Annotated in this window: 21 protein-coding genes; 8 read left to right on the top strand and 13 right to left on the bottom strand. The window is 57.5% G+C overall.

Annotated elements, in window-relative coordinates; all coding sequences use genetic code 11:
• Positions 1-116 precede the first annotated feature (116 nt).
• The gene (gene galE / locus ACFSR7_RS32765; RefSeq protein WP_378168861.1) at positions 117-1,103 is read right to left on the bottom strand and encodes a UDP-glucose 4-epimerase GalE; all 987 of its coding nucleotides are present in this window, start codon (positions 1,101-1,103) and stop codon (positions 117-119) included.
• Between the two features lies 1 nt (position 1,104).
• The gene (locus ACFSR7_RS32760) at positions 1,105-2,286 is read right to left on the bottom strand and encodes a galactokinase (protein WP_378168860.1); all 1,182 of its coding nucleotides are present in this window, start codon (positions 2,284-2,286) and stop codon (positions 1,105-1,107) included.
• Between the two features lie 154 nt (positions 2,287-2,440).
• Here ACFSR7_RS32760 and ACFSR7_RS32755 point away from each other — a divergent pair, with 154 nt between their 5' ends.
• The 3 genes from ACFSR7_RS32755 to ACFSR7_RS32745 all read left to right on the top strand — a co-directional run bounded on the left by ACFSR7_RS32755 (position 2,441) and on the right by ACFSR7_RS32745 (position 4,696).
• On the top strand, positions 2,441-3,298 hold the full coding sequence (locus tag ACFSR7_RS32755; RefSeq protein ID WP_378168859.1) for an AraC family transcriptional regulator: 858 nt from the start codon (positions 2,441-2,443) through the stop codon (positions 3,296-3,298).
• 291 nt (positions 3,299-3,589) lie between these two features.
• Positions 3,590-3,757: a hypothetical protein gene (locus ACFSR7_RS32750; protein WP_378168858.1), complete on the top strand. Its 168-nt coding sequence runs from the start codon at positions 3,590-3,592 to the stop codon at positions 3,755-3,757.
• Between the two features lie 27 nt (positions 3,758-3,784).
• Positions 3,785-4,696 carry a LysR family transcriptional regulator gene (locus ACFSR7_RS32745; RefSeq protein ID WP_378168857.1) on the top strand — a complete coding sequence of 304 codons (912 nt, stop codon included), beginning with the start codon at positions 3,785-3,787 and terminating at the stop codon, positions 4,694-4,696.
• A gap of 73 nt (positions 4,697-4,769) precedes the next feature.
• On the opposite strand, the gene ACFSR7_RS32740 is transcribed toward ACFSR7_RS32745, so the two are convergent.
• Positions 4,770-5,765: a glycosyltransferase family 2 protein gene (locus ACFSR7_RS32740; RefSeq protein ID WP_378168856.1), complete on the bottom strand. Its 996-nt coding sequence runs from the start codon at positions 5,763-5,765 to the stop codon at positions 4,770-4,772.
• A 44-nt stretch (positions 5,766-5,809) separates the two neighbouring features.
• Complete coding sequence (locus ACFSR7_RS32735; protein WP_378168855.1) at positions 5,810-7,603, bottom strand: glycosyltransferase family 39 protein; 1,794 nt, start codon at positions 7,601-7,603, stop codon at positions 5,810-5,812.
• A gap of 163 nt (positions 7,604-7,766) precedes the next feature.
• On the opposite strand from ACFSR7_RS32735, the gene ACFSR7_RS32730 reads away from it, so the two are divergent.
• Both ACFSR7_RS32730 and ACFSR7_RS32725 read left to right on the top strand, forming a co-directional pair.
• Entirely contained in the window at positions 7,767-8,078 is a 312-nt protein-coding gene (locus ACFSR7_RS32730; protein ID WP_378168854.1) for a YtxH domain-containing protein, read from the top strand.
• Positions 8,079-8,157: 79 nt separating this feature from the next.
• Entirely contained in the window at positions 8,158-8,439 is a 282-nt protein-coding gene (locus ACFSR7_RS32725) for a hypothetical protein (protein ID WP_378168853.1), read from the top strand.
• 836 nt (positions 8,440-9,275) lie between these two features.
• Here ACFSR7_RS32725 and ACFSR7_RS32720 read toward each other — a convergent pair.
• From ACFSR7_RS32720 to ACFSR7_RS32705, 4 genes are all read right to left on the bottom strand, one after another.
• Positions 9,276-9,623, bottom strand: a complete 348-nt coding sequence (locus ACFSR7_RS32720; RefSeq protein ID WP_282910337.1) for a hypothetical protein — start codon at positions 9,621-9,623, stop codon at positions 9,276-9,278.
• Positions 9,624-9,713: 90 nt separating this feature from the next.
• The gene (locus ACFSR7_RS32715; protein WP_378168852.1) at positions 9,714-10,496 is read right to left on the bottom strand and encodes a sigma-70 family RNA polymerase sigma factor; all 783 of its coding nucleotides are present in this window, start codon (positions 10,494-10,496) and stop codon (positions 9,714-9,716) included.
• Positions 10,493-10,936 carry an anti-sigma B factor RsbW gene (rsbW, locus tag ACFSR7_RS32710; RefSeq protein WP_378168851.1) on the bottom strand — a complete coding sequence of 148 codons (444 nt, stop codon included), beginning with the start codon at positions 10,934-10,936 and terminating at the stop codon, positions 10,493-10,495. The genes ACFSR7_RS32715 and rsbW overlap by 4 nt, the downstream gene beginning before the upstream one ends.
• Before the next feature lie 46 nt (positions 10,937-10,982).
• On the bottom strand, positions 10,983-11,309 hold the full coding sequence (locus ACFSR7_RS32705) for an STAS domain-containing protein (RefSeq protein WP_282910340.1): 327 nt from the start codon (positions 11,307-11,309) through the stop codon (positions 10,983-10,985).
• Positions 11,310-11,469: 160 nt separating this feature from the next.
• Between ACFSR7_RS32705 and ACFSR7_RS32700 the strand changes: the two genes are divergently transcribed.
• Together ACFSR7_RS32700 and ACFSR7_RS32695 are read left to right on the top strand one after the other, a co-directional pair.
• Positions 11,470-11,622 carry a hypothetical protein gene (locus ACFSR7_RS32700; RefSeq protein WP_277532908.1) on the top strand — a complete coding sequence of 51 codons (153 nt, stop codon included), beginning with the start codon at positions 11,470-11,472 and terminating at the stop codon, positions 11,620-11,622.
• 54 nt (positions 11,623-11,676) lie between these two features.
• Positions 11,677-12,906, top strand: coding sequence for an NAD(P)/FAD-dependent oxidoreductase (locus ACFSR7_RS32695; protein ID WP_378168850.1), 1,230 nt, complete (start codon positions 11,677-11,679; stop codon positions 12,904-12,906).
• Positions 12,907-12,938: 32 nt separating this feature from the next.
• Here the strand turns inward: ACFSR7_RS32695 and ACFSR7_RS32690 are convergent, their stop codons facing one another.
• The 5 genes from ACFSR7_RS32690 to ACFSR7_RS32670 form a co-directional block, all read right to left on the bottom strand.
• Positions 12,939-13,490 carry a hypothetical protein gene (locus ACFSR7_RS32690; RefSeq protein WP_378168849.1) on the bottom strand — a complete coding sequence of 184 codons (552 nt, stop codon included), beginning with the start codon at positions 13,488-13,490 and terminating at the stop codon, positions 12,939-12,941.
• A gap of 104 nt (positions 13,491-13,594) precedes the next feature.
• The gene (locus tag ACFSR7_RS32685) at positions 13,595-14,443 is read right to left on the bottom strand and encodes a CheR family methyltransferase (RefSeq protein ID WP_378168848.1); all 849 of its coding nucleotides are present in this window, start codon (positions 14,441-14,443) and stop codon (positions 13,595-13,597) included.
• Between the two features lie 110 nt (positions 14,444-14,553).
• Positions 14,554-15,702: a PP2C family protein-serine/threonine phosphatase gene (locus tag ACFSR7_RS32680; RefSeq protein WP_378168847.1), complete on the bottom strand. Its 1,149-nt coding sequence runs from the start codon at positions 15,700-15,702 to the stop codon at positions 14,554-14,556.
• Between the two features lie 172 nt (positions 15,703-15,874).
• Positions 15,875-16,201, bottom strand: a complete 327-nt coding sequence (locus ACFSR7_RS32675; RefSeq protein WP_378119621.1) for a YflT domain-containing protein — start codon at positions 16,199-16,201, stop codon at positions 15,875-15,877.
• A gap of 68 nt (positions 16,202-16,269) precedes the next feature.
• Positions 16,270-16,845 carry a DUF948 domain-containing protein gene (locus tag ACFSR7_RS32670; protein ID WP_378168846.1) on the bottom strand — a complete coding sequence of 192 codons (576 nt, stop codon included), beginning with the start codon at positions 16,843-16,845 and terminating at the stop codon, positions 16,270-16,272.
• Positions 16,846-17,227: 382 nt separating this feature from the next.
• Between ACFSR7_RS32670 and ACFSR7_RS32665 the strand changes: the two genes are divergently transcribed.
• Positions 17,228-17,392 carry a DUF1328 domain-containing protein gene (locus ACFSR7_RS32665; protein ID WP_378119625.1) on the top strand — a complete coding sequence of 55 codons (165 nt, stop codon included), beginning with the start codon at positions 17,228-17,230 and terminating at the stop codon, positions 17,390-17,392.
• Positions 17,393-17,487: the final 95 nt, after the last annotated feature.

Genomic DNA, 17,487 nt, shown 5'->3' with positions numbered 1-17,487 from the left:
GTTGCCCGGTGCGGCGCGCTAGGCGAGAGACGTTGCACTCGATCGATATGCACTCACTCGATATATGCACTCGCCAAATGTCCAATCGCCTCTAGCTACGCGCCGCCGTCAGCCATTTATTTGCCGTACCCGTTCGGATGCGCCGAATGCCAAGCCCAGGCGCTCTCGACGATCGGGCGCAGATCGGCGAACTTCGGCGTCCATCCGAGTTCCGTGCGGGCCCGCTCCGACGAAGCGATCAGCACCGCAGGATCTCCCGAGCGGCGAGGCACGATTTTCGCGGGAATCGCATGACCGGTCACCTCGCGGGAAACGTCGATCACCTGCTTGACGGAGAAGCCCGTACCGTTGCCCAAATTATAAATGGCGCTCTCGCCGCCGCCGCGCAGTCGTTCCAGGGCGCGGATGTGCGCGTCGGCCAGATCGCTGACGTGGATATAGTCGCGGATGCAAGTGCCGTCCTCCGTCGGATAGTCGTCGCCGAACACCGAGATGAACTCGCGCTGTCCGAGCGCGACTTGCAGCACGAGCGGGAGCAGGTGAGACTCTGGCGTATGGTCCTCACCGATCTTGCCGCTCTCGTGGGCGCCCGCCGCGTTGAAGTAGCGGAGCGAGACGTTTTTGATGCCGTGTGCGACGTCGAACCAGGAGATCATCTTCTCCATGGCCAGCTTTGTCTCGCCGTAGGCATTGGTCGGCTTGGTGCGGTCGTACTCGTCGATCGGCACCTTCTCCGGCTCGCCGTACGTCGCCGCGGTCGAGGAGAATACGATGCGGGAGACGCCCGCCTTCTTCATCGCCTCCAGCAGCACGAGCGTTCCGTACACGTTGTTATGGTAGTATTTGCCCGGATTCGTCATGCTCTCGCCGACCAGCGAGTTGGCCGCGAAGTGGATGACGCCGTCGATCTCGTTTTCGGAAAAAACCCGTTCCAGCACCGCTTCGTCGCGCAGATCGCCCTCGTACAGCTTGCCGCCGAGCAGCGCTTCCTTGTGCCCTTGGTACAGATTGTCCAGCACCACGACCTCTTCGCCCTTGTCCAGCAGCGCCGCCACCGTATGGGAGCCGATATAGCCCGCTCCGCCCGTCACCAATACCGCCATATCAGTTCGCCTCCTTGATTTCGTGCACGCCGTCGCCGATGTCGCATACGTAAAAATCTGCCGTCAATCCCGTCGCAGCCTTATACTTTTCGCCAACCTCGGCGATGAAGCGCTCTGCCTGATCCTTGTACACGAGCGAGATCGTGCAGCCGCCAAAGCCTGCGCCCGTCATGCGGGAGCCGAGCACGCCAGGCACCTCGCGGGCAGCGGCCACCATCGCGTCCAGCTCCGCGCCCGTCACCTCGTACAGGTCGCGCAGGGAGTCGTGCGACGCGTTCATCAGCTGTCCGAAGGCGGACAGATCTCCCTGGCGCAGCACTTCCACGGAGCGGCCGACGCGGTCGATCTCCTCTACGACGTGCCGCGCGCGTCTTCTGACCGTCTCGTCGGCGATCAGATGCGCATGCTCATTGAACTGGGCGAGCGTAAGCTGCCCCAGCAACGTCAACTCAGGAAACGCCGCCTTCAGATCGGCGACCGCCGTCTCGCACTGCGCGCGCCGCTCGTTGTAAGCGGAGTCCACGAGTCCGCGGCGCTTGTTCGTGTTGCCGATGACGAGCTTGTAATCGCCCGACTCGAACGGAACGAGCTCGTATTTCAAGGTGTCGCAATCGAGCAGGATGGCATGATCCTTGCGCCCGTTGGCGACCGCGAATTGGTCCATGATGCCGCACTTTACGCCGACGAACTCGTTTTCCGCATGCTGCGACCACAGCGCGATTTCCACCGTGTCCGTTTTGCGACCTTCGAGCGTCAGCAGCGCAAACGCGGTGACGACCTCGATCGAAGCGGACGAAGACAGCCCCGCGCCGTTCGGAATCTCGCCGTGATAGAGGATGTCGTAACCCCGCGACAGCGAGATGCCTCGCTGCGCCAGCTCCCAGACGACGCCCTTGGGATAGTTGGTCCAATCGTCCTCTTCGGAAAAGACGAGATCGTCCGCGGGGACGAGCCGCGACTGCGGGAAGTTCGTGGACGCCAGGTGCAGCTGACGGTCCTCGCGCGGCCGGATCAGCAGCGTCGTGCCGAACGTCAGCGCTGCGGGGAACACGGCGCCTCCGTTGTAATCGGTATGCTCGCCGATCAGGTTCACGCGGCCCGGCGCAGCGAAAATGCGGATATCGGACTCGCCCTCGCCGAGGCGGGTAATGAATTGTTCGCGAAGCGTCGGATAATGAGGCATGATGGGATTCCTCCTGAATTAGGGCTGCGATTTACTTCCAGTATAACGCCGGAAGGCGCGAACGGGAAATGGCATGAAATGCGGTCTCTATGGAGAAATGTGACTTCGTGCGGTACAATCGCAATTAGAAGCATAACAAGGAGACCGGATCCCCATGACCCAAACGCCCGACTACCGTGTTGCCTCCAATCCCGCACCAACGCTTCCCCAGGGACTTGCCGCTCTTTTCGCAGGCGAAAGCCAGACCCGGCCCATGCATCGCGTCGGTCCGAAGGTCGTCGACTACTACTTGCTGCACCATGTGATTTCCGGACACGGCATTTTCGAGACCGAAGGCCGAACTCACGCCCTCGGCCCCGGACACACATTCCTGATTCGGCCCAAGCGCCTGTTCAGCTACGAATCGGATGCGGACGACCCCTGGCGCTACCGTTGGGTCGCCTTCGCCGGAGACCGGGCGGAGCAACTGCTGGCCGAGGCCGGCCTGGGCGCGGAGCGCCTCGTCGTCGACAGCGGCGACGTGCTGTCGCCTGCGGAGCGATGCCGCGAGATTTACGATTCCTTCCGCGCGCGGAGTCCGTCGGCATCGCTAGAAGCCGCGGGCCTGCTTCATCTCCTGCTCGCTTCCTTGATGACCGACGGTGCCGAGCGTGCCGAGCAGCCGCCGATGGCAGACACGCACGGCGAAGAGCTCGTCCGGCAGGTGATCGGCTATCTCGCCACCCAGTACGCCGAGCCGGTGTCGATCGAGGCGATGGCGGAGACGCTCGGCTACAACCGGGCCTATCTGTCCCGCTTGTTCAAGCGGCATACCGGCGTGACGCCGATCTCTTTTCTGACGCGCATCCGGATCGACCGCGGCAAGCGTCTCTTGCGGGAGCGGCCCGAGCTGACGGTCGAGCAGGTCGCCTCCTCCGTCGGATTTCAAGACGCCTTGTACTTTTCCAAGCAGTTCAGACGCGCTTTCGGCGCGACGCCGACGGGCTACCGGACCGACACATTGCGTTCCTGAGCCGAATTGCCCGGACTTGCCCGGACTTGCCTGCCATGCCCTGCCTTGCCTGCCATGCCCTGCCTGCCCTGCCTGCCCTGCCTTGCCTTGCCTTGCCCTGCCTGCCTGCCTGCCTTGCCTGCCATGCCCTGCCTTGCCCTGCTCCGGGTGCCGCACATTCATATCGCTGGCGCTCCAATGATGGCGTTTCCATCGATATTATCGATAATCGGCATGCAAATCGCTCGATAACCCCCGGTACAGCGAGGATGATAAGATATTCCTCAACAAAAGACCGAGGGGGCGATTTAGTTGTTGATCCAGGACCACGCGGCTTATAGAATATGGGATAACGCGGTCAAAGAAAACGAGCGGCGATGGGCGTTCGAACGTCACCCGCACGAGACGAAGCGCCCCCGCCCGCAGGCTCCGGCTTACTGGCTGGCGCTGATGCTGCTCGGCTCGCTGCACAGGCACTGATCCGCCCTCAGACAGGTGGTGGCAAGTATGGACTTTATTTATATCCGGTCGTTCATTGAAGTAGCGCGCTGCCACAGCTTCACCAAGGCGGCCGAGAATCTGGGCTACGTGCAGTCCAGCGTCACGACGCATATCCAGAAGCTGGAGCAGGAGTACGGCGTCGTCCTGTTCGAGCGATTCGGCAGATCGATGCGTCTGACCTCGGCAGGCGAGCAGCTGCGCGATACGTTCGAGCAGATTCTGGCTTTGTACGAGAGCTCCAAGCATCTGATCTCCAGACCCGCCAAGGGACATCTGGACATCGGCACGATCGAATCGCTCTTCTCCTACTTCCTGCCCCCAGTCTTCCATCAATACCGCCGCGTCTACCCAGAGATCAACCTTCAGGTTCATCCGATCACGGAGACCCAGATTCTGCAGTTGATCAAGGCCGGCGAGATCGACCTGGGCATCGTCCTCGACCAGCCGATCCAGGAAGAGGACATCGAGACGATCAAGCTGCGCGAGGAGGAGCTGGTGCTCGTCGCAAGCCCGGGTCACCGGCTGCAGCAGGCCGTCCAGATCTGCGCCGCAGACTTGAACGGTCAATCTTATATCGCGACCGAGCATACGTGCACTTATCGCAACGCGTTCGAAAAGCTGCTGGGCAAGCACGGCGTCGCGTACGACGTCCACCATGAATTCGGCAGCCTCGAGGCGATCAAGCAGTGCGTGTCCTATGGCCTCGGCATCGGATTGCTGCCGCGGATCGCAGTCGTACGGGAGCTCGAGGAGGGCAGGCTGATCCGGCTTCCTTTTTCGCACCCGGACATCACCTTCTATACCCAGATCGTCATTCACCGCAAAAAATGGCGCGATCCCGCGATACGCCATATGATCGAGCTGCTGCGCGAGGCGGCCGGGAAGGACGGCGATGACGCCATTCAGCGAGCGCAATAAGTCAGCAAAAAAAGGGACATGGCAGAGCGCGTATAGCGCTCGCGATGTCCCTTTTTTATAGATTACGGCGCAATCATCTGCGCAGCTCGTAAGGCGTGAGCTCCCGAGGCGCGCGGGAAACGTCCTCCGTCCCCTCGAAGTTCAGCTTGTCCGACACCAGATACAGCGGGCGCCGCTTGGACTCCTCGTAGATGCGGCCGATATACTCGCCCAGCACGCCGAGCAGCGATAGCGTGATCCCGTGGAAAAAAAGGCTGATGACGATAAGCGACGTCCATCCCGCGGTCGTCGTGTCGGTGAAGATGCGTTGGCAAATGACGACGATCAGGTAAATGAAGCCCGCAGCCGACAGCAGGAATCCGAGGATGCCGGCGAGCTTGAGCGGTTTGGTCGAAAAGGAGGTAATCGCGTCCAGCGACAGCCGGACCATCTTGCGCAGCGGGTACTTGGTCTCGCCGGCAAAACGCTCTTCGCGCGCATACTCGAGACCGATTTGGCGAAAGCCCGCCCAGGCCACCATCCCGCGGATGAAGCGGCTGCGTTCGCGCATGCCGCTCAGCGCGTCGCAAACCTTGCGGTCCATGAGCCTGAAGTCGCCGGTATCGACCGGAATGTTGACCGAGGTCATCGCCGCCAGCGTGCGATAGAACCACTTGGCGGTCGTTTTTTTGAACCAGGTCTCGCCCTGCCGCGAGATCCGCTTGCCGTAGACGACGTCATAGCCTTCGCGCCAGAGCGTCAGCATCTGCGGGATCAATGCCGGAGGGTCCTGCAGATCCGCGTCGATCAGTACGACAGCTCGCCCCGAAGCGTGGTCCATCCCCGCTGTCACGGCGATCTGGTGGCCGAAGTTGCGGGCGAAGTCCAGCAGCTTCACTCTGGCATCCCGGGCGCAGATCCCGCGCACGATGGCGGCCGTCCTGTCCCGGCTGCCGTCATTAACGAACACGAGCTCGTAGCTCTCCCCGGTCGCCTCCAGCACCTCGGTCAATTTCCCATAGGTAGTCTCAATGACTTCTTCCTCGTTGTACATCGGGACGACGACGGACAGCGTCACCACAGCAGCCATGCGGCTCCCTCCTCAGCTTGCCTGAACTTCAGGACGAATATCGATCAGAATCCCCAGCTCGGCAGCCAGCGTATGCCGAAGTTCATCCACTCGCGGCTGATGGTCATGCCGGTCAGGACGGGATAGAACCAGACGAACAATACGGCAGCTCCGGCTATGACGAGCACGGTGAACGTCCTGCCATAGTACCAGCGCTGCTCCAGCCAGCGGAGCATCCACACGATGGACAGGATCAGCAGCGGCACCATCGGGAAGTAGTGGTACAGGAAGGTAATACTGCGCGGCGATACCATCCAGGGCACGTAAAACGACAAATACATGACCGCGATCGTCAGCACCGCCTTGTCCCTTTTGCGCGCGCCCAGCCACCAGGACAGCAGCATGGCCGCCAAGCCGCCCCACCAGATCAACGGATTGCCGATGGCCGCGATGCTCTGCGCATCCCCCTTCGCCAGATCCTTGCCGCCGTAGTACCAGACCGGACGCAGCATCTCGGGCCACGTATACCATTTGGACGAGTACGGATGCTTCTCCTTGACGCCTTTATGATAATTGTAAATATCCTTTTGGTAGCGCGGCAGATCCTTTAGTCCGTCGTCCGCCTTGGTCGCCTTCTCATAAGGAATGTACGAAGCCGCATAGATCCCCGCAGGTACGACCACGAACAAGATTACGCACGACAAAAGCGTCAGCGTTAGTTTTTTGAAATACGAGCTGCCATATTCCCAGCGGGACTCGCGCCAGCGCCTGAAGAGCGCCAGGAACAACAGGACGGCAAGGCCCGCGCCGCCGTACATGTAGTTCCACTTGACAGCCGAAGCGCATCCGAAAAAGATGCCGGACAGCGCCAGATAGCCGAAGCTTCGGCCGAAGCCGCCGCTTTCCCATTTTTTCTCTCCGTACTTGTACATAAACGTATACATCAATATCGTGAAGGTCACGCCGAAAATATCGACGTTGGCCATCCGCGAATGGACGAGATGGAAGCCTTCCAGCACCAGCAGCAGCGCCGCGATGAATGCATACCTCGTGCTGCGGAACATCGCCCTGGCCGCTGCGTAAAACACGGGCACCATCAGCGTGCCGCACACGGCCGCCATGAACCTCCACCCGTACGGCGTCATGTCGAACAGACGAATGCCGAACGTGAGCAGCCACTTGCCGAGCGGCGGATGCGTCCATTCGTAGGGCTGGATCTCATGGATGAATTCGTAAGCGGTACGACCGTGATAGATCTCGTCGAAATACATGCTGTTGCGATAGTCCGGCCGGTAAGGCGCTTCGTCCTGCTCGTCGAAAACCTGCTCTCCGCCGCCGGCCGAGGTCTCTCCCTTGGTTCCGGCAGGCTCGATATTCGCGATGGCGATTCGCGCCTTCGTATCCGCCTCGAAAAAGCCGGCCTCGTACAGACTGTACCCGGTGCGCTTGGCCGTAAACTTCATATACCGCGCACTGACAGGCTTGTCCTCCGCCATCCAGGTGAATACCCGTCCGGTCTTGTGCTCGACCGTGAGATATGGCGACCAATGGATGCCGTCGGTAGACGATTCGATCTGCGTCTCACCTGCTGCGCCCGGTCCCTCATACAGACTGATGCGGCCGACCTGGCGCGTCTCCCCAAAGTCCGCCACGAATCCTTCTCCGGATACGTCGGGCCGCCAAAAGGTCTGAGGCGCATGCCGGTTGCCCAGGTCGTGAAGCGACAACCAGGCCGAGACGAGCATCAGAATCCCGATCAGAATAAAATCGATCCTGCCCCAAGGCCTTCTGTCCCGCTCGGATTCGCTGCGGCTCCAGCTGTACGAAGACAGGCTGCCGCCGTATTCTTGTGATTCCATGAACGTCCTCGCCCTCTTTGATCATCTGCTACCTATTGTAGTCTAAAGCGCGCCTTGCGAAAAGTCCGCAATGATTCAGCGCGTACTCGCCCGGGTAAAAAAGCTCATGCAGGACGTTAACACATATAACAAAATGGCGATGCCATTACAAGGAGGAATTCACATGGCAGGAATGGTAAAAGGTGTTGTAATCGGCGGCGTAGTTGGCGCAGCGGCAGCGTTGCTTCTGGCTCCGAAACCCGGTAAAGAGACGCGCCAGGATCTGATGAACGCATACAGCAAGTCCATGGATAAATCCAAGGAATGGGCTTCCACAACCGGAACCAAGACCCAGGAGTTGGCCTCCAAAGTCGGCCAATCCGCTTCGGATATGATCAGCCAGACCAAATCGGCACTGTCGAACGCGAAGGACGGCATAAGCTCCGCCAAGGACGACATTACCGGATCCCTTCAGGAATCCACGAAGCCGAACTGAATAACCTTCAAAAGCCAACCCCGAGCCCCGCTCGGGATTGGCTTTTGTCTGTGCGAATTTTCGTAAAGGGGCGATCCAGTTGAAAGAACCCAAACAACCTGACTTGCGGGAAGACGTAGCGGAAGGCACCGGCAATCAGCCTGACAAGACGGAACGCCAGAGCGTCGCTTACCGGCCTGATGAAGATAGCAGACCCTCCGGCCCGATCGAGACGCGCCCGGTCGAGGAAGCGATGAACGGCTCGATGGTGCAGGATTTCGACGATCTGAAGCGCCTAGGACGCGACATGGAACGTGTCAAGACCGGCAGCGAGCTGAGCGAGGAAGGTCTTGTCAGCGACCCGATCCAGGAGAAAGCCTGAGAAGCTGCTATAGCGCCCGCTTCAGTGGCTGCCTTAGCGAACGTTTTAGTGGGCTATAGTCAGCGATCCTTGCCTCGCCACGCTAGCTAGAGCTAGCTACCATTCTGACAGACGGATCCCGACGGCTGAATGGATAACAGCCTACCTAAGAAACCCGTCTGAGGAAGATAGCTCTATCGGGTACTTCGGTTTTTGCGGATATTCAAAAACTGAATTCGAGCGAACGCCGATCGATAGCTCAACAGCCACCTGTTCCGAGAGTTTGGTCTCTCGTCGCCCGCCGTCCTTTCGCCAATGCCTGCAAATATACATCCATTTCGGCCGATCTCGCCCCTTTTGGACAAGTTAGATGCAAATGCGCAGTTATTTTCCTCCATTAGCCGATTTACGGCTTATGCTTTGGATTTACCTGCATATTTGCATGTATTTCGTCCCATGTCGCGGATCGGTTGAAAATACATGTACAAAAAGTCAATTTCATAATTCAAAAAGTCGCTAGTTTAAACAAACTTAATCATAAGACTTGACGAATAACGTTCGGTTTTGGACTTATTTCCGAATCTCAGAGGTTCTATTTTGTATTAAAAGTTCGGATTTGTTCTGGTAAAAAATGTTTATGAAATTGACTTCAAATGCAGGCTTTTGATCCGCCAAATACCCGAAAGGCCCCAGGCACTCCGAACGCGCTCTTATCTGCCCACAATTCGCAGCCGCATGAGTAAAAAGGAAAGCCAAGGAAATCAAGCCATACAGTGATTAAAAAAGGATTGAAAAAGCATTAATAAAGAATTAAAAAAGGGCCTCCGCAGAGGCCCTCATTTATGTTGCAACCGGTTTCATCCTGTCTCCTGAATGCCGTGCTTGATGGCTTCCCTATTGAGAAGCGACTTCAGATCGGATGCGTCGAGCTCCTGACTGAGCAGCGATACGACTTCGATGGAAGGAACGCCGTCTCTGACGAATTCTCCTCCGGAGAGATGGTAGCCGAATTCCCTTGCAATGGTGTACGACTGGCAGAGCTGATCCGCCGCGTGTACAGCTTCTTGCTCGGATGCATATTCGGCTAACCGGTTGCCGTTGCCAAGTGGCGTTTTGCGGGATTGGATGCTAAGTGTATGGGCCTCGTCTTTTTGCCTGACCACGATGTCGCATTCGAAGCATTCGATTCGATATTTGACTGTCATCATGTCCACCGCCTTCGGCGAAGTGAATGGTGTAGCTTACCGATTATTACCCGGCGGACGGACGGTAGAAACAGTCTATGGAGTTGGAAATTAATCGGAGTCTTCGTCTTCGTCGGGCTCGGTAAGCCAGCCCTTCAGCTTTTCGATGGCGCGACGCTGAATCCGGGAGATACTCATCTGCGATACCTGCAGCCGATCGGCCGCACTCCGCTGGGACAGCCCTTCCTCGTACAGGAGCAGGAGCACCTGCCGTTCTTCGGGCTTCAGCTTCATCATCGCTTCCTGCAGGTCGATACGGCGGTCCACACCGGCAAAATCGTCGGCGGTTGAGCCGATCAATTCACCGAGCGTGGCCGTATTTTCTTCCTGGGATACGGGGGTGTCGAGGGAAACGTAATGATGCAGCTCGCGTCCGGCCAACACCTCAAGCGTATCCTCGACACTCATCTCCAGAAACTCGGCGATCTCCTCTACGCTCGGCGAGCGTTCGAGGCGTACGGTCATCTCATCGATCGCCTGCTGTACGACGAGTCCCTTTTCCTTGATGCGTCTCGGCACCTGAATGTACCAGGACTTATCGCGCAGATAATTTTTCATCTGTCCCACGATGCTCTTCATCGCATAAGGTTCGAACGGCATGCCCAGATCAGGGTCGAACTGCTTCAGCAGCCTGAAGAGCGTCATCCGGCCGACTTGGAACAGATCCTCTTGCAAGCTCAGATGGCTGCGCGACATTTTATGCGCAGCCATGCGAACGAGCGGCTCGTAGTGCCGTATCAGCTCTTCGGCCAGTTCGTTTCGCAGCGTCTTTTGGTACTCCAGCAGCTTCAAGATCGCGTCGTCGGGCAGACGGGCGCTCGATTGAAGACTCATACCGTTTCTTGCGCCAGCCGCCGTTTTGTTAGGATGACGCTTGTGCCTTGATTGCTTCGAATCTCCACTTCGTCCATCAACGCTTGCATCAGGTAAAGTCCCAATCCGCCCGACTGGATTTCTTCGATGGACTTTCCATGCAAGGTGGACGTGGACCGATCGGTCACCTGTTCGAAGCTGACGCCGGAATCGCTAACCGCGATCTGGAGACGGTCTTCGTTCATGATGGTGAAGGATACCTCGATCTGGCCCGGCTGAGAATGGTCGTAGGCATGCAAAACGGCGTTATTGCAAGCCTCCGAGACGGCAACCTTCATATCTTCGATCTCTTCGAATGAAAACTTCATCTTGGCGGCTATGCCGTACAAGGTCAATCGGATAATATCAACGAACTCGGCTTTGGCGGGTACCGTAAGCGTCACTGTCCCATCGTTTCTCATCGTTGTTTCGTCCTCGTTCCCTTCGGAATGTAATTGCTCGCTCGCGTTAAGCATTGGGAGAAGCGGCCAAGAACGGGGTAATCCCCGTCATGTCGAATAATTTTTGAATCGTCGAAGGCACTTCTTCTACTCCGAATGGGGCGTTACGGGAATGGCGAGCCTTCACGATGCTGATCAAAATGCCGATGCCGGTACTATCGATGTATTTGAGATCCCGAAGATTAAGTACAAGCTTGCGGTCGGACAATTCCATCAGGGGCTCCATCACGGACCTCATCTGCGACGCAACCTCAAGGTCGAGTTCGCCTGCGATCCGAACGACGGTAAGGCCGTCAAGATTTTCTGTTTGAAAAGTCAATTTATCGTTTTGCATACGAAACCCCTCTCCGTTATTCATAAATTTTATTACCCATCGACCTCGTCTATTGAAACAGCTTTTTTAAGCGAAATACCTGTTGTTTGGGGCCGTCCGGGGCCGGGTAAAGAAGCATAACCCAACGCTGGATAAAATTATCACAAGGGAGCTGAACATCATGAACAAGGACGTCGACATTGAAAGGCACGAGGTGCAGGAGAAGTCGGATTCCAGCATGGTTTGGTCGACCTTCATCAAGTATGCCGCATATTTGATTATTTTCTTCGGCGTGCTGTACTTAATTATTTACTACCTGCTGCCGCTCGTCTAATCCAAGACCGTTTCGGACATACTTGGACGAATCCCTAATGACGGAGGCGTTCCATTGCAACCGCTACACTTTGGTTCCTTGCTCTGGCCGTCCGCCGGCGGCGAGCCCGTTCGGTATCCGCCCCTCTCCGGCACATCCGAGCGGTGCGACGTACTGATCGTCGGCGGCGGCTTGACCGGCACGCTGGTCGGTAGCGCTCTGGCCGCTGCCGGCTTGTCTGTCGTCCTGATCGACGAAGGACAGATCGGCTCGGGCAGTTCTGCCGCCAGCACCGGTTTGCTTCAATATTCCAATGATATCATGTTGACGGACCTCTTGTCCCAACTCGGCGACAATCGGGCCGTGCAATTTTACACCGCTTGCAAAAGCGCCGTAGAGCGGCTGTGCCAGCTTGCAGAAACCCTCCCCGAGGACGTTGCATTTAAAAGACGCAGCAGTCTTTATTTTGCCAGTTCCGCCGCCGATGTCCCGAAGCTTAAAAAAGAATACGAAACGCTCCACGCGCATGGCTTCAGCGTCGATTGGCTGGAAGAGGCCGATATTCGCGCCATTTTTCCTTTCGCCAAACCTGCGGCTATCGTGACGAACGGCGACGGCGAGGTGAACCCCCACCGAATGGCGATCAGACTCGCCGAGCAAGCGGCGGGGAGAGGCGCGCGCGTTTACGAGCGTACAGCCCTGGGTTCCGTCGAAGGACCGAAGGGCGATTTGTTGTGTCGCACGTCGAGCGGTACGATTAAGGCGTCCTCTGTCATCTATGCAGTCGGCTATCAACCGGAGATCGCCGGAGTCGGCGGCCTCGGCGTCCAATTTGCCCGTACCAGCGCAATAGCGACGCGTATCGTGCCCTCATTGGCGGATTGGCATCAAAGATGGCTGCTGTGGGAGACGGCAAGGCCTTATTTATATGCCCGGACGACACAGGAAGGTCGCGTCGTCATCGGTGGCTTCGATGAGGACATCCGTCAGCCCATCGCCTCCCAGAGCGAGTTAAAAAAATATGAAGAATCCCTGCTTGAGGCGGCCCGCAAATTGTTCCCCGACTTATCGCTCGAAACGGAATTCGCCTGGAACGCCACATTCGGCGAATCCGATGACAACCTGCCCTGGATCGGGGAAGACCCCGACCGCCCTGGCCGATATGTGGCGCTGGGATACGGAGGCAACGGCGCCGTATACAGCATGCTCGCAAGCGAAGTGCTGCTGGACGCCGTGCAAGGTATAGCGCATCCGCTGGACGATCTCGTCGGACTCCGCAATCGAAGAACCGGTCTGCCGAAGTAGCGCAGACCGGTTCTTTTTTACGGCGCTTGCTGTCAATGGAGAACTTCGACAGCGCCCGCTTGACTCAGCAAGCTGCTCGCCTGATCGTCGGAACGCTCGCCGACGACGACGAGATAGCGGCCGTCGTTCACCTCGCCGGCCAGCCGGCTCGCGTCACGGTCCGGCAAGCCGAGATCCGACAGCACGTCGCCGGTACCCGGACCGTCGCCGTCTAAGTTCAGCAATCCGCCGGACGGAGCGGCTATGCCCGCCGCCGCGATGCCTGCCGGAACGACGCCGCCTACGTATCCGCCCGTTCCGCTGACCTGCGGCGTCGCCAGAAGGCCGGCTGCCGGAAGCGGAACTACGCCCTCGTCGCCCCAAGAACCGTCGCCATCCCGGTTGCCATAGGAGTGATCCCTGGCTTCCTTGATTCCGGTGATGCTCTCGACCTGGATCGTGTCGCTGCCGGACAGAAGCGGCACGTTCTCCTCGCTCTTGACGATGACGCGGACATCGCCTTTATGCGCGCCGTTCGCGCGAAGCAGCTCCACGGCGTCGAGGACACGTTGTTCACTTTCAAAAATACCGATCGTGATTCCCACGGCCATTCCCTCCTTATAGGCGGCAAACGAATCCTTCGCCTTTTTGTAATTTTACCCGAGGGATGGCTCTTTGAACCGTGCTCCAAGCGCGATAACGGCTTTATTCAGCGCGGTTTGCGGTAGATTCGGTACTCGTCGTTCCACGTCTCGTAACGCCCGGCGAAGCTCGTGAAAGCGACGGATTCCTTGTTGCCCAGCACGAGAAAACCGCCTGGAGACAAGCTCTCGTAAAGCAGCGAATGGACGCGCTCCCGTAGTCCGGCATCGAAGTAGATCATGACGTTGCGGCAAAAAATGATCTGGAACTCGTTAAACGAACGATCCGTCACAAGGTTGTGCTCGGCAAAGACGATTCGTTCGAGGTATTTGGCATGCAGCATCGCCTGCCCGTGATTCGTCTCGTAGAAGGAATCGAACCGCTCGTTGCCCCCGGACAGCTCGTAGTTATGCGCGTAAAGGCTCATGCGCTCCTGCGCGATCAAGCCTTGCCGGGCGCGCTGCAAGCTGGTCTCGCTGATATCCGTCGCATAGATGCGGGCATGGTTCAGCATCTGGATCTCGTCCAGCAGGATCGCCATCGAGTAAGCTTCCTCGCCAGTTGCGCAGCCCGCATGCCAGGCGCGAATGAATGAGGCTTGCTTCAAGATCGGCATCACGCGCGCTCGAAGAACCTTGAACAGCCCGGGATCCCTGAACATTTCCGTCACCGGAATGACCAGATCCGCCAGCAGCCGCTCGAAAGCGTCGCGATCGTGAAGCACCAGATTCTGCAGCAAAGATATCGTATCGAGCTGCTCGATCGATGCGCGATGCCAGATTCGACGACGCAGCGACGGATAGGCGTAATTGCGGAAATCGTATCCGTATCGCTTAAACAACGCTTCGAGAAGACCTTCGATCTCGATTTTCTCCAGGCGCTCGTCATACGGACTGATATCTAAAAAATCGGTCAATGTAATACCACACACCTTTAGCCGCTGAGAAAAGCCGGTTGCTTAGACAGCGTCTTTGCAATTGATCGGTCAAGCTCGCTATGTAAGAATGCCGCTGAACTTATGCCGCTCTAACGCAGCGCCTTCTTAACCTCGACTCGAACCAGACAGCGGTCGTCCGGCCGCCGGTCCAGGGACTCCCTGACCAGCAGGTCCTCGAGCGCTTTGTGATCGCCCGCGGCTTCGAGAATGGTACCCATGAGTTGTTCGATTCGCTGCTCCATGTCGCCCGGGAACAGATCGAGCAAACCGTCCGTGAATAAATGAAGGACGTCTCCCGTCCGAATGTTCGTCGTCTCCATCTGCACGTCCATCTGCTCGAACATGCCGATCGGCGGCGCCGTCGCGCCCAGCTGCTGCGTACCGCCGTCGCCTCGCGCAAGAAGCCCTGGCGGGTGGCCGGCGTTGACGTATTCGATGATCCCGTTCTCCAAATCGATCCAGGCGCAAATGCCGGTGCAGTAGTATTGAACCATCTCGTTCTCATATTGCAGCTGCAGCAAGCGGCGGTTGAGCTCCTGGACGATCCGCTTCGGCGTTACGGTCGTGCGCATCGCTTCGTGCAGCACCGACGCGGTGAACATGCTGATCAGCGAGGATGAGATCCCGTGTCCCATCGCGTCCATGATGGCGATCAAATAATGCTTGGAATCGAGCGCATGCCAGGCATACAAGTCTCCCGCCAATCCCTCGGACGCACGGAAATATGCCTCCACGCTCAGATTCTCGCCGTCCACGTCGTTGGGCATGACGGCTTCCTGGACTTGCCTGGCCAGACTCAGTTCCTCATGCAGCCTTCGATCGCGCTCTTTATGCCAGTCGAGCTCGGACTTCAGGCGAAGGGCCGACCTGATCCGCGCGAGCAGCTCGATCTTGTTGATCGGCTTGGTTACGTAGTCCGTCGCCCCCGCGTCCAGCGCCTCCGCAAGCTTGCGGGAGTCGCCGATCGCGGTCACCATGATGACCGGAATATCTCGCAAGCGTTCGTCCTTCTGAAGCAAGCCGCATGCCTCGATACCGTCCATGCCGGGCATCATCAGGTCGAGCAGGATCAGGTTGACCGACGTTGGCGCCTGAACGCCGCGATTGTCCGACCTAAGTATATCGAACATCTCATCGGCTGAATAGGCGATCTGCACATCCTCATATCCCGACCGGTTCAGCATCTCCCGGACAACCATCACATTCATCGGATTGTCGTCTACGACCAAAATGCTCATTTGTCCAATTCTCCTCGCCTGTATCATACGTTAAAGTTATCGCAGCGGATGGTCGCTGTAAAGCAAAGCCGGCAAACGGGAATAAGGAATGAGCAGGCAAAAGCCTCTCATTCCTTATTCCCGTCAACCAGCTTCCCTAACCTTGGAAAGCGATCCGTGCAGCTTCAAATGCTCAATGCTTCGCCAGAACGAGCACCTTGCCCCGATCGAGCTCCGCTTCGTACTGCTCCGCTTCATCGGCGTCGAATCCGAGCGCCTTGATTTTTGACCTGAGCTCGTCGCCCCGATCCCTGAACAAGTTGGCCACGGATTGAATCACGCCTTCTTCGGAAGCGCCGATCGTGTTGGCGTTCGACACGTCCGCGATCCGGTCCGTGCGGCTCTCGCCGTGCGCCAGCACGTAAATTTCTTCTTCGCGATAGCCTTGGCGATGCAGATCCTTTACCGTGTCAAACGCTTCGAGTCCGTTGTTTACCAGTTTGGCGTACGCTCTATCCATGTTAGATTCCTCCTTGTCGTTCTTCTTGTATCGTCTGCGTTATTGCGATATTGCGTTCCTTTAAATCTTCAGTTGTGACTGTGACCGTTATATACCCGGTGCGAACCCGGTTGAAACGGTTCCGGCACATACGCGGCGCTGTCGTACAAACGGTGCTCCTCTTCGTGCTGTTCGGCAGCAAGAACCGCTTTTTCTTCCTTATTCTGCTGTTTGGCGCTGCGAATGGCGGATACGACGTTCATGCCGATCTTAAACCATTCGGTCCACGTCTTTTTATGCTCCGGGCCGGGTTCGAGCGCAGCCACCTGCTGTCTTACCGCCCGGGACAAGGTCGACGAGATATCCCTTACCGCTCCCGTCGTCTCCTTCAGCGTCGTGCCTGCGTTGCGGGCAGCCTGGAAAAAGTCGTCCGTCGAACGGATCTTGTTCTTCACGTCCTCGGAGATGACTTTGACGTTGTTGGTCAAGTCCTCGACTTTGGTATGCAGCATCCCAACCGTCTGATTCGCTTCTTTGATCGTGCCTTGGACGGAGACCAGCGTCTCCCGGGCCGCCTTCAAGGTGACAATCAAGTATACGCAGAGGGCGGCGAAGCTGATCGCGACGACGACGACGCTCCAAGCCATCAATGCCTGATTGCTCATGCGTACCACCTTCCTTTCTAGGGAATTTCATTCTCTCTTGCATATCGTCAATTACCCTTGCCGCCTGACCGCGAAACGATGTACGGGGCATCTCTGCGCCGAAGCTTTTACCGCTCGCACATTTAAAATCATGAAGTTAATGTAGGATTAATTTGCCTTCGTCCCAGGGTGATTCAGCCGGTTGGGGCAGTGGTAAGGATGCAGCAAGATCATACCGACGCTCGAAACTAGCGGGGCCGATAGGGCGATTTGAATACACCGCGGACAAGAGCCGCACCCGTTCGGCAAGGCGGTAGAGCCGTTCGATTGAACAAGCTCGGCCTTCCCAACCCGCCACGATCCCGCTGAGGTATGACCATCATCCATACTAGGAGGCGTTCTTATGTTATACTGGGCATTTATTTTCCTGCTCGTAGCCATCGTCGCGGCCATCTTCGGATTCGGCGGTATCGTCGGCGCAGCCGTAGGCGTAGCCAAATTCCTCTTCTTCCTGTTCCTTGTGCTGTTCGTCATCTCCCTCATCTTCGGCCGTCGCCGGAATCTATAACGGTCGCCGATAGATTAAAGCTTCAAATATAAGCTCATTATAGATGAAGCGCTTGGCCCAAATCATCGACTTCAATGCTTGAGTGACCTGACGGC

Source organism: Cohnella sp. GCM10020058 (assembly GCF_042683485.1).
Taxonomy (GTDB): Bacteria; Bacillota; Bacilli; order Paenibacillales; family Paenibacillaceae; genus Cohnella.
This window is presented reverse-complemented; position numbering and strand designations above follow the sequence as displayed.

What these genes read in the sequence shown, in the direction of transcription:
- ACFSR7_RS32665 (WP_378119625.1), top strand. Translation starts at nt 17,228, where the DNA reads ATGTTATACTGGGCATTTATTTTCCTGCTCGTAGCCATCGTCGCGGCC.
- ACFSR7_RS32670 (WP_378168846.1), bottom strand. Translation starts at nt 16,845, where the DNA reads ATGAGCAATCAGGCATTGATGGCTTGGAGCGTCGTCGTCGTCGCGATC.
- rsbW (WP_378168851.1), bottom strand. Translation starts at nt 10,936, where the DNA reads ATGAGAAACGATGGGACAGTGACGCTTACGGTACCCGCCAAAGCCGAG.
- ACFSR7_RS32720 (WP_282910337.1), bottom strand. Translation starts at nt 9,623, where the DNA reads ATGACAGTCAAATATCGAATCGAATGCTTCGAATGCGACATCGTGGTC.
- ACFSR7_RS32730 (WP_378168854.1), top strand. Translation starts at nt 7,767, where the DNA reads ATGGCAGGAATGGTAAAAGGTGTTGTAATCGGCGGCGTAGTTGGCGCA.
- ACFSR7_RS32680 (WP_378168847.1), bottom strand. Translation starts at nt 15,702, where the DNA reads ATGAGCATTTTGGTCGTAGACGACAATCCGATGAATGTGATGGTTGTC.
- ACFSR7_RS32715 (WP_378168852.1), bottom strand. Translation starts at nt 10,496, where the DNA reads ATGAGTCTTCAATCGAGCGCCCGTCTGCCCGACGACGCGATCTTGAAG.
- ACFSR7_RS32735 (WP_378168855.1), bottom strand. Translation starts at nt 7,603, where the DNA reads ATGGAATCACAAGAATACGGCGGCAGCCTGTCTTCGTACAGCTGGAGC.
- ACFSR7_RS32700 (WP_277532908.1), top strand. Translation starts at nt 11,470, where the DNA reads ATGAACAAGGACGTCGACATTGAAAGGCACGAGGTGCAGGAGAAGTCG.
- galE (WP_378168861.1), bottom strand. Translation starts at nt 1,103, where the DNA reads ATGGCGGTATTGGTGACGGGCGGAGCGGGCTATATCGGCTCCCATACG.
- ACFSR7_RS32705 (WP_282910340.1), bottom strand. Translation starts at nt 11,309, where the DNA reads ATGCAAAACGATAAATTGACTTTTCAAACAGAAAATCTTGACGGCCTT.
- ACFSR7_RS32755 (WP_378168859.1), top strand. Translation starts at nt 2,441, where the DNA reads ATGACCCAAACGCCCGACTACCGTGTTGCCTCCAATCCCGCACCAACG.
- ACFSR7_RS32745 (WP_378168857.1), top strand. Translation starts at nt 3,785, where the DNA reads ATGGACTTTATTTATATCCGGTCGTTCATTGAAGTAGCGCGCTGCCAC.
- ACFSR7_RS32740 (WP_378168856.1), bottom strand. Translation starts at nt 5,765, where the DNA reads ATGGCTGCTGTGGTGACGCTGTCCGTCGTCGTCCCGATGTACAACGAG.
- ACFSR7_RS32675 (WP_378119621.1), bottom strand. Translation starts at nt 16,201, where the DNA reads ATGGATAGAGCGTACGCCAAACTGGTAAACAACGGACTCGAAGCGTTT.
- ACFSR7_RS32760 (WP_378168860.1), bottom strand. Translation starts at nt 2,286, where the DNA reads ATGCCTCATTATCCGACGCTTCGCGAACAATTCATTACCCGCCTCGGC.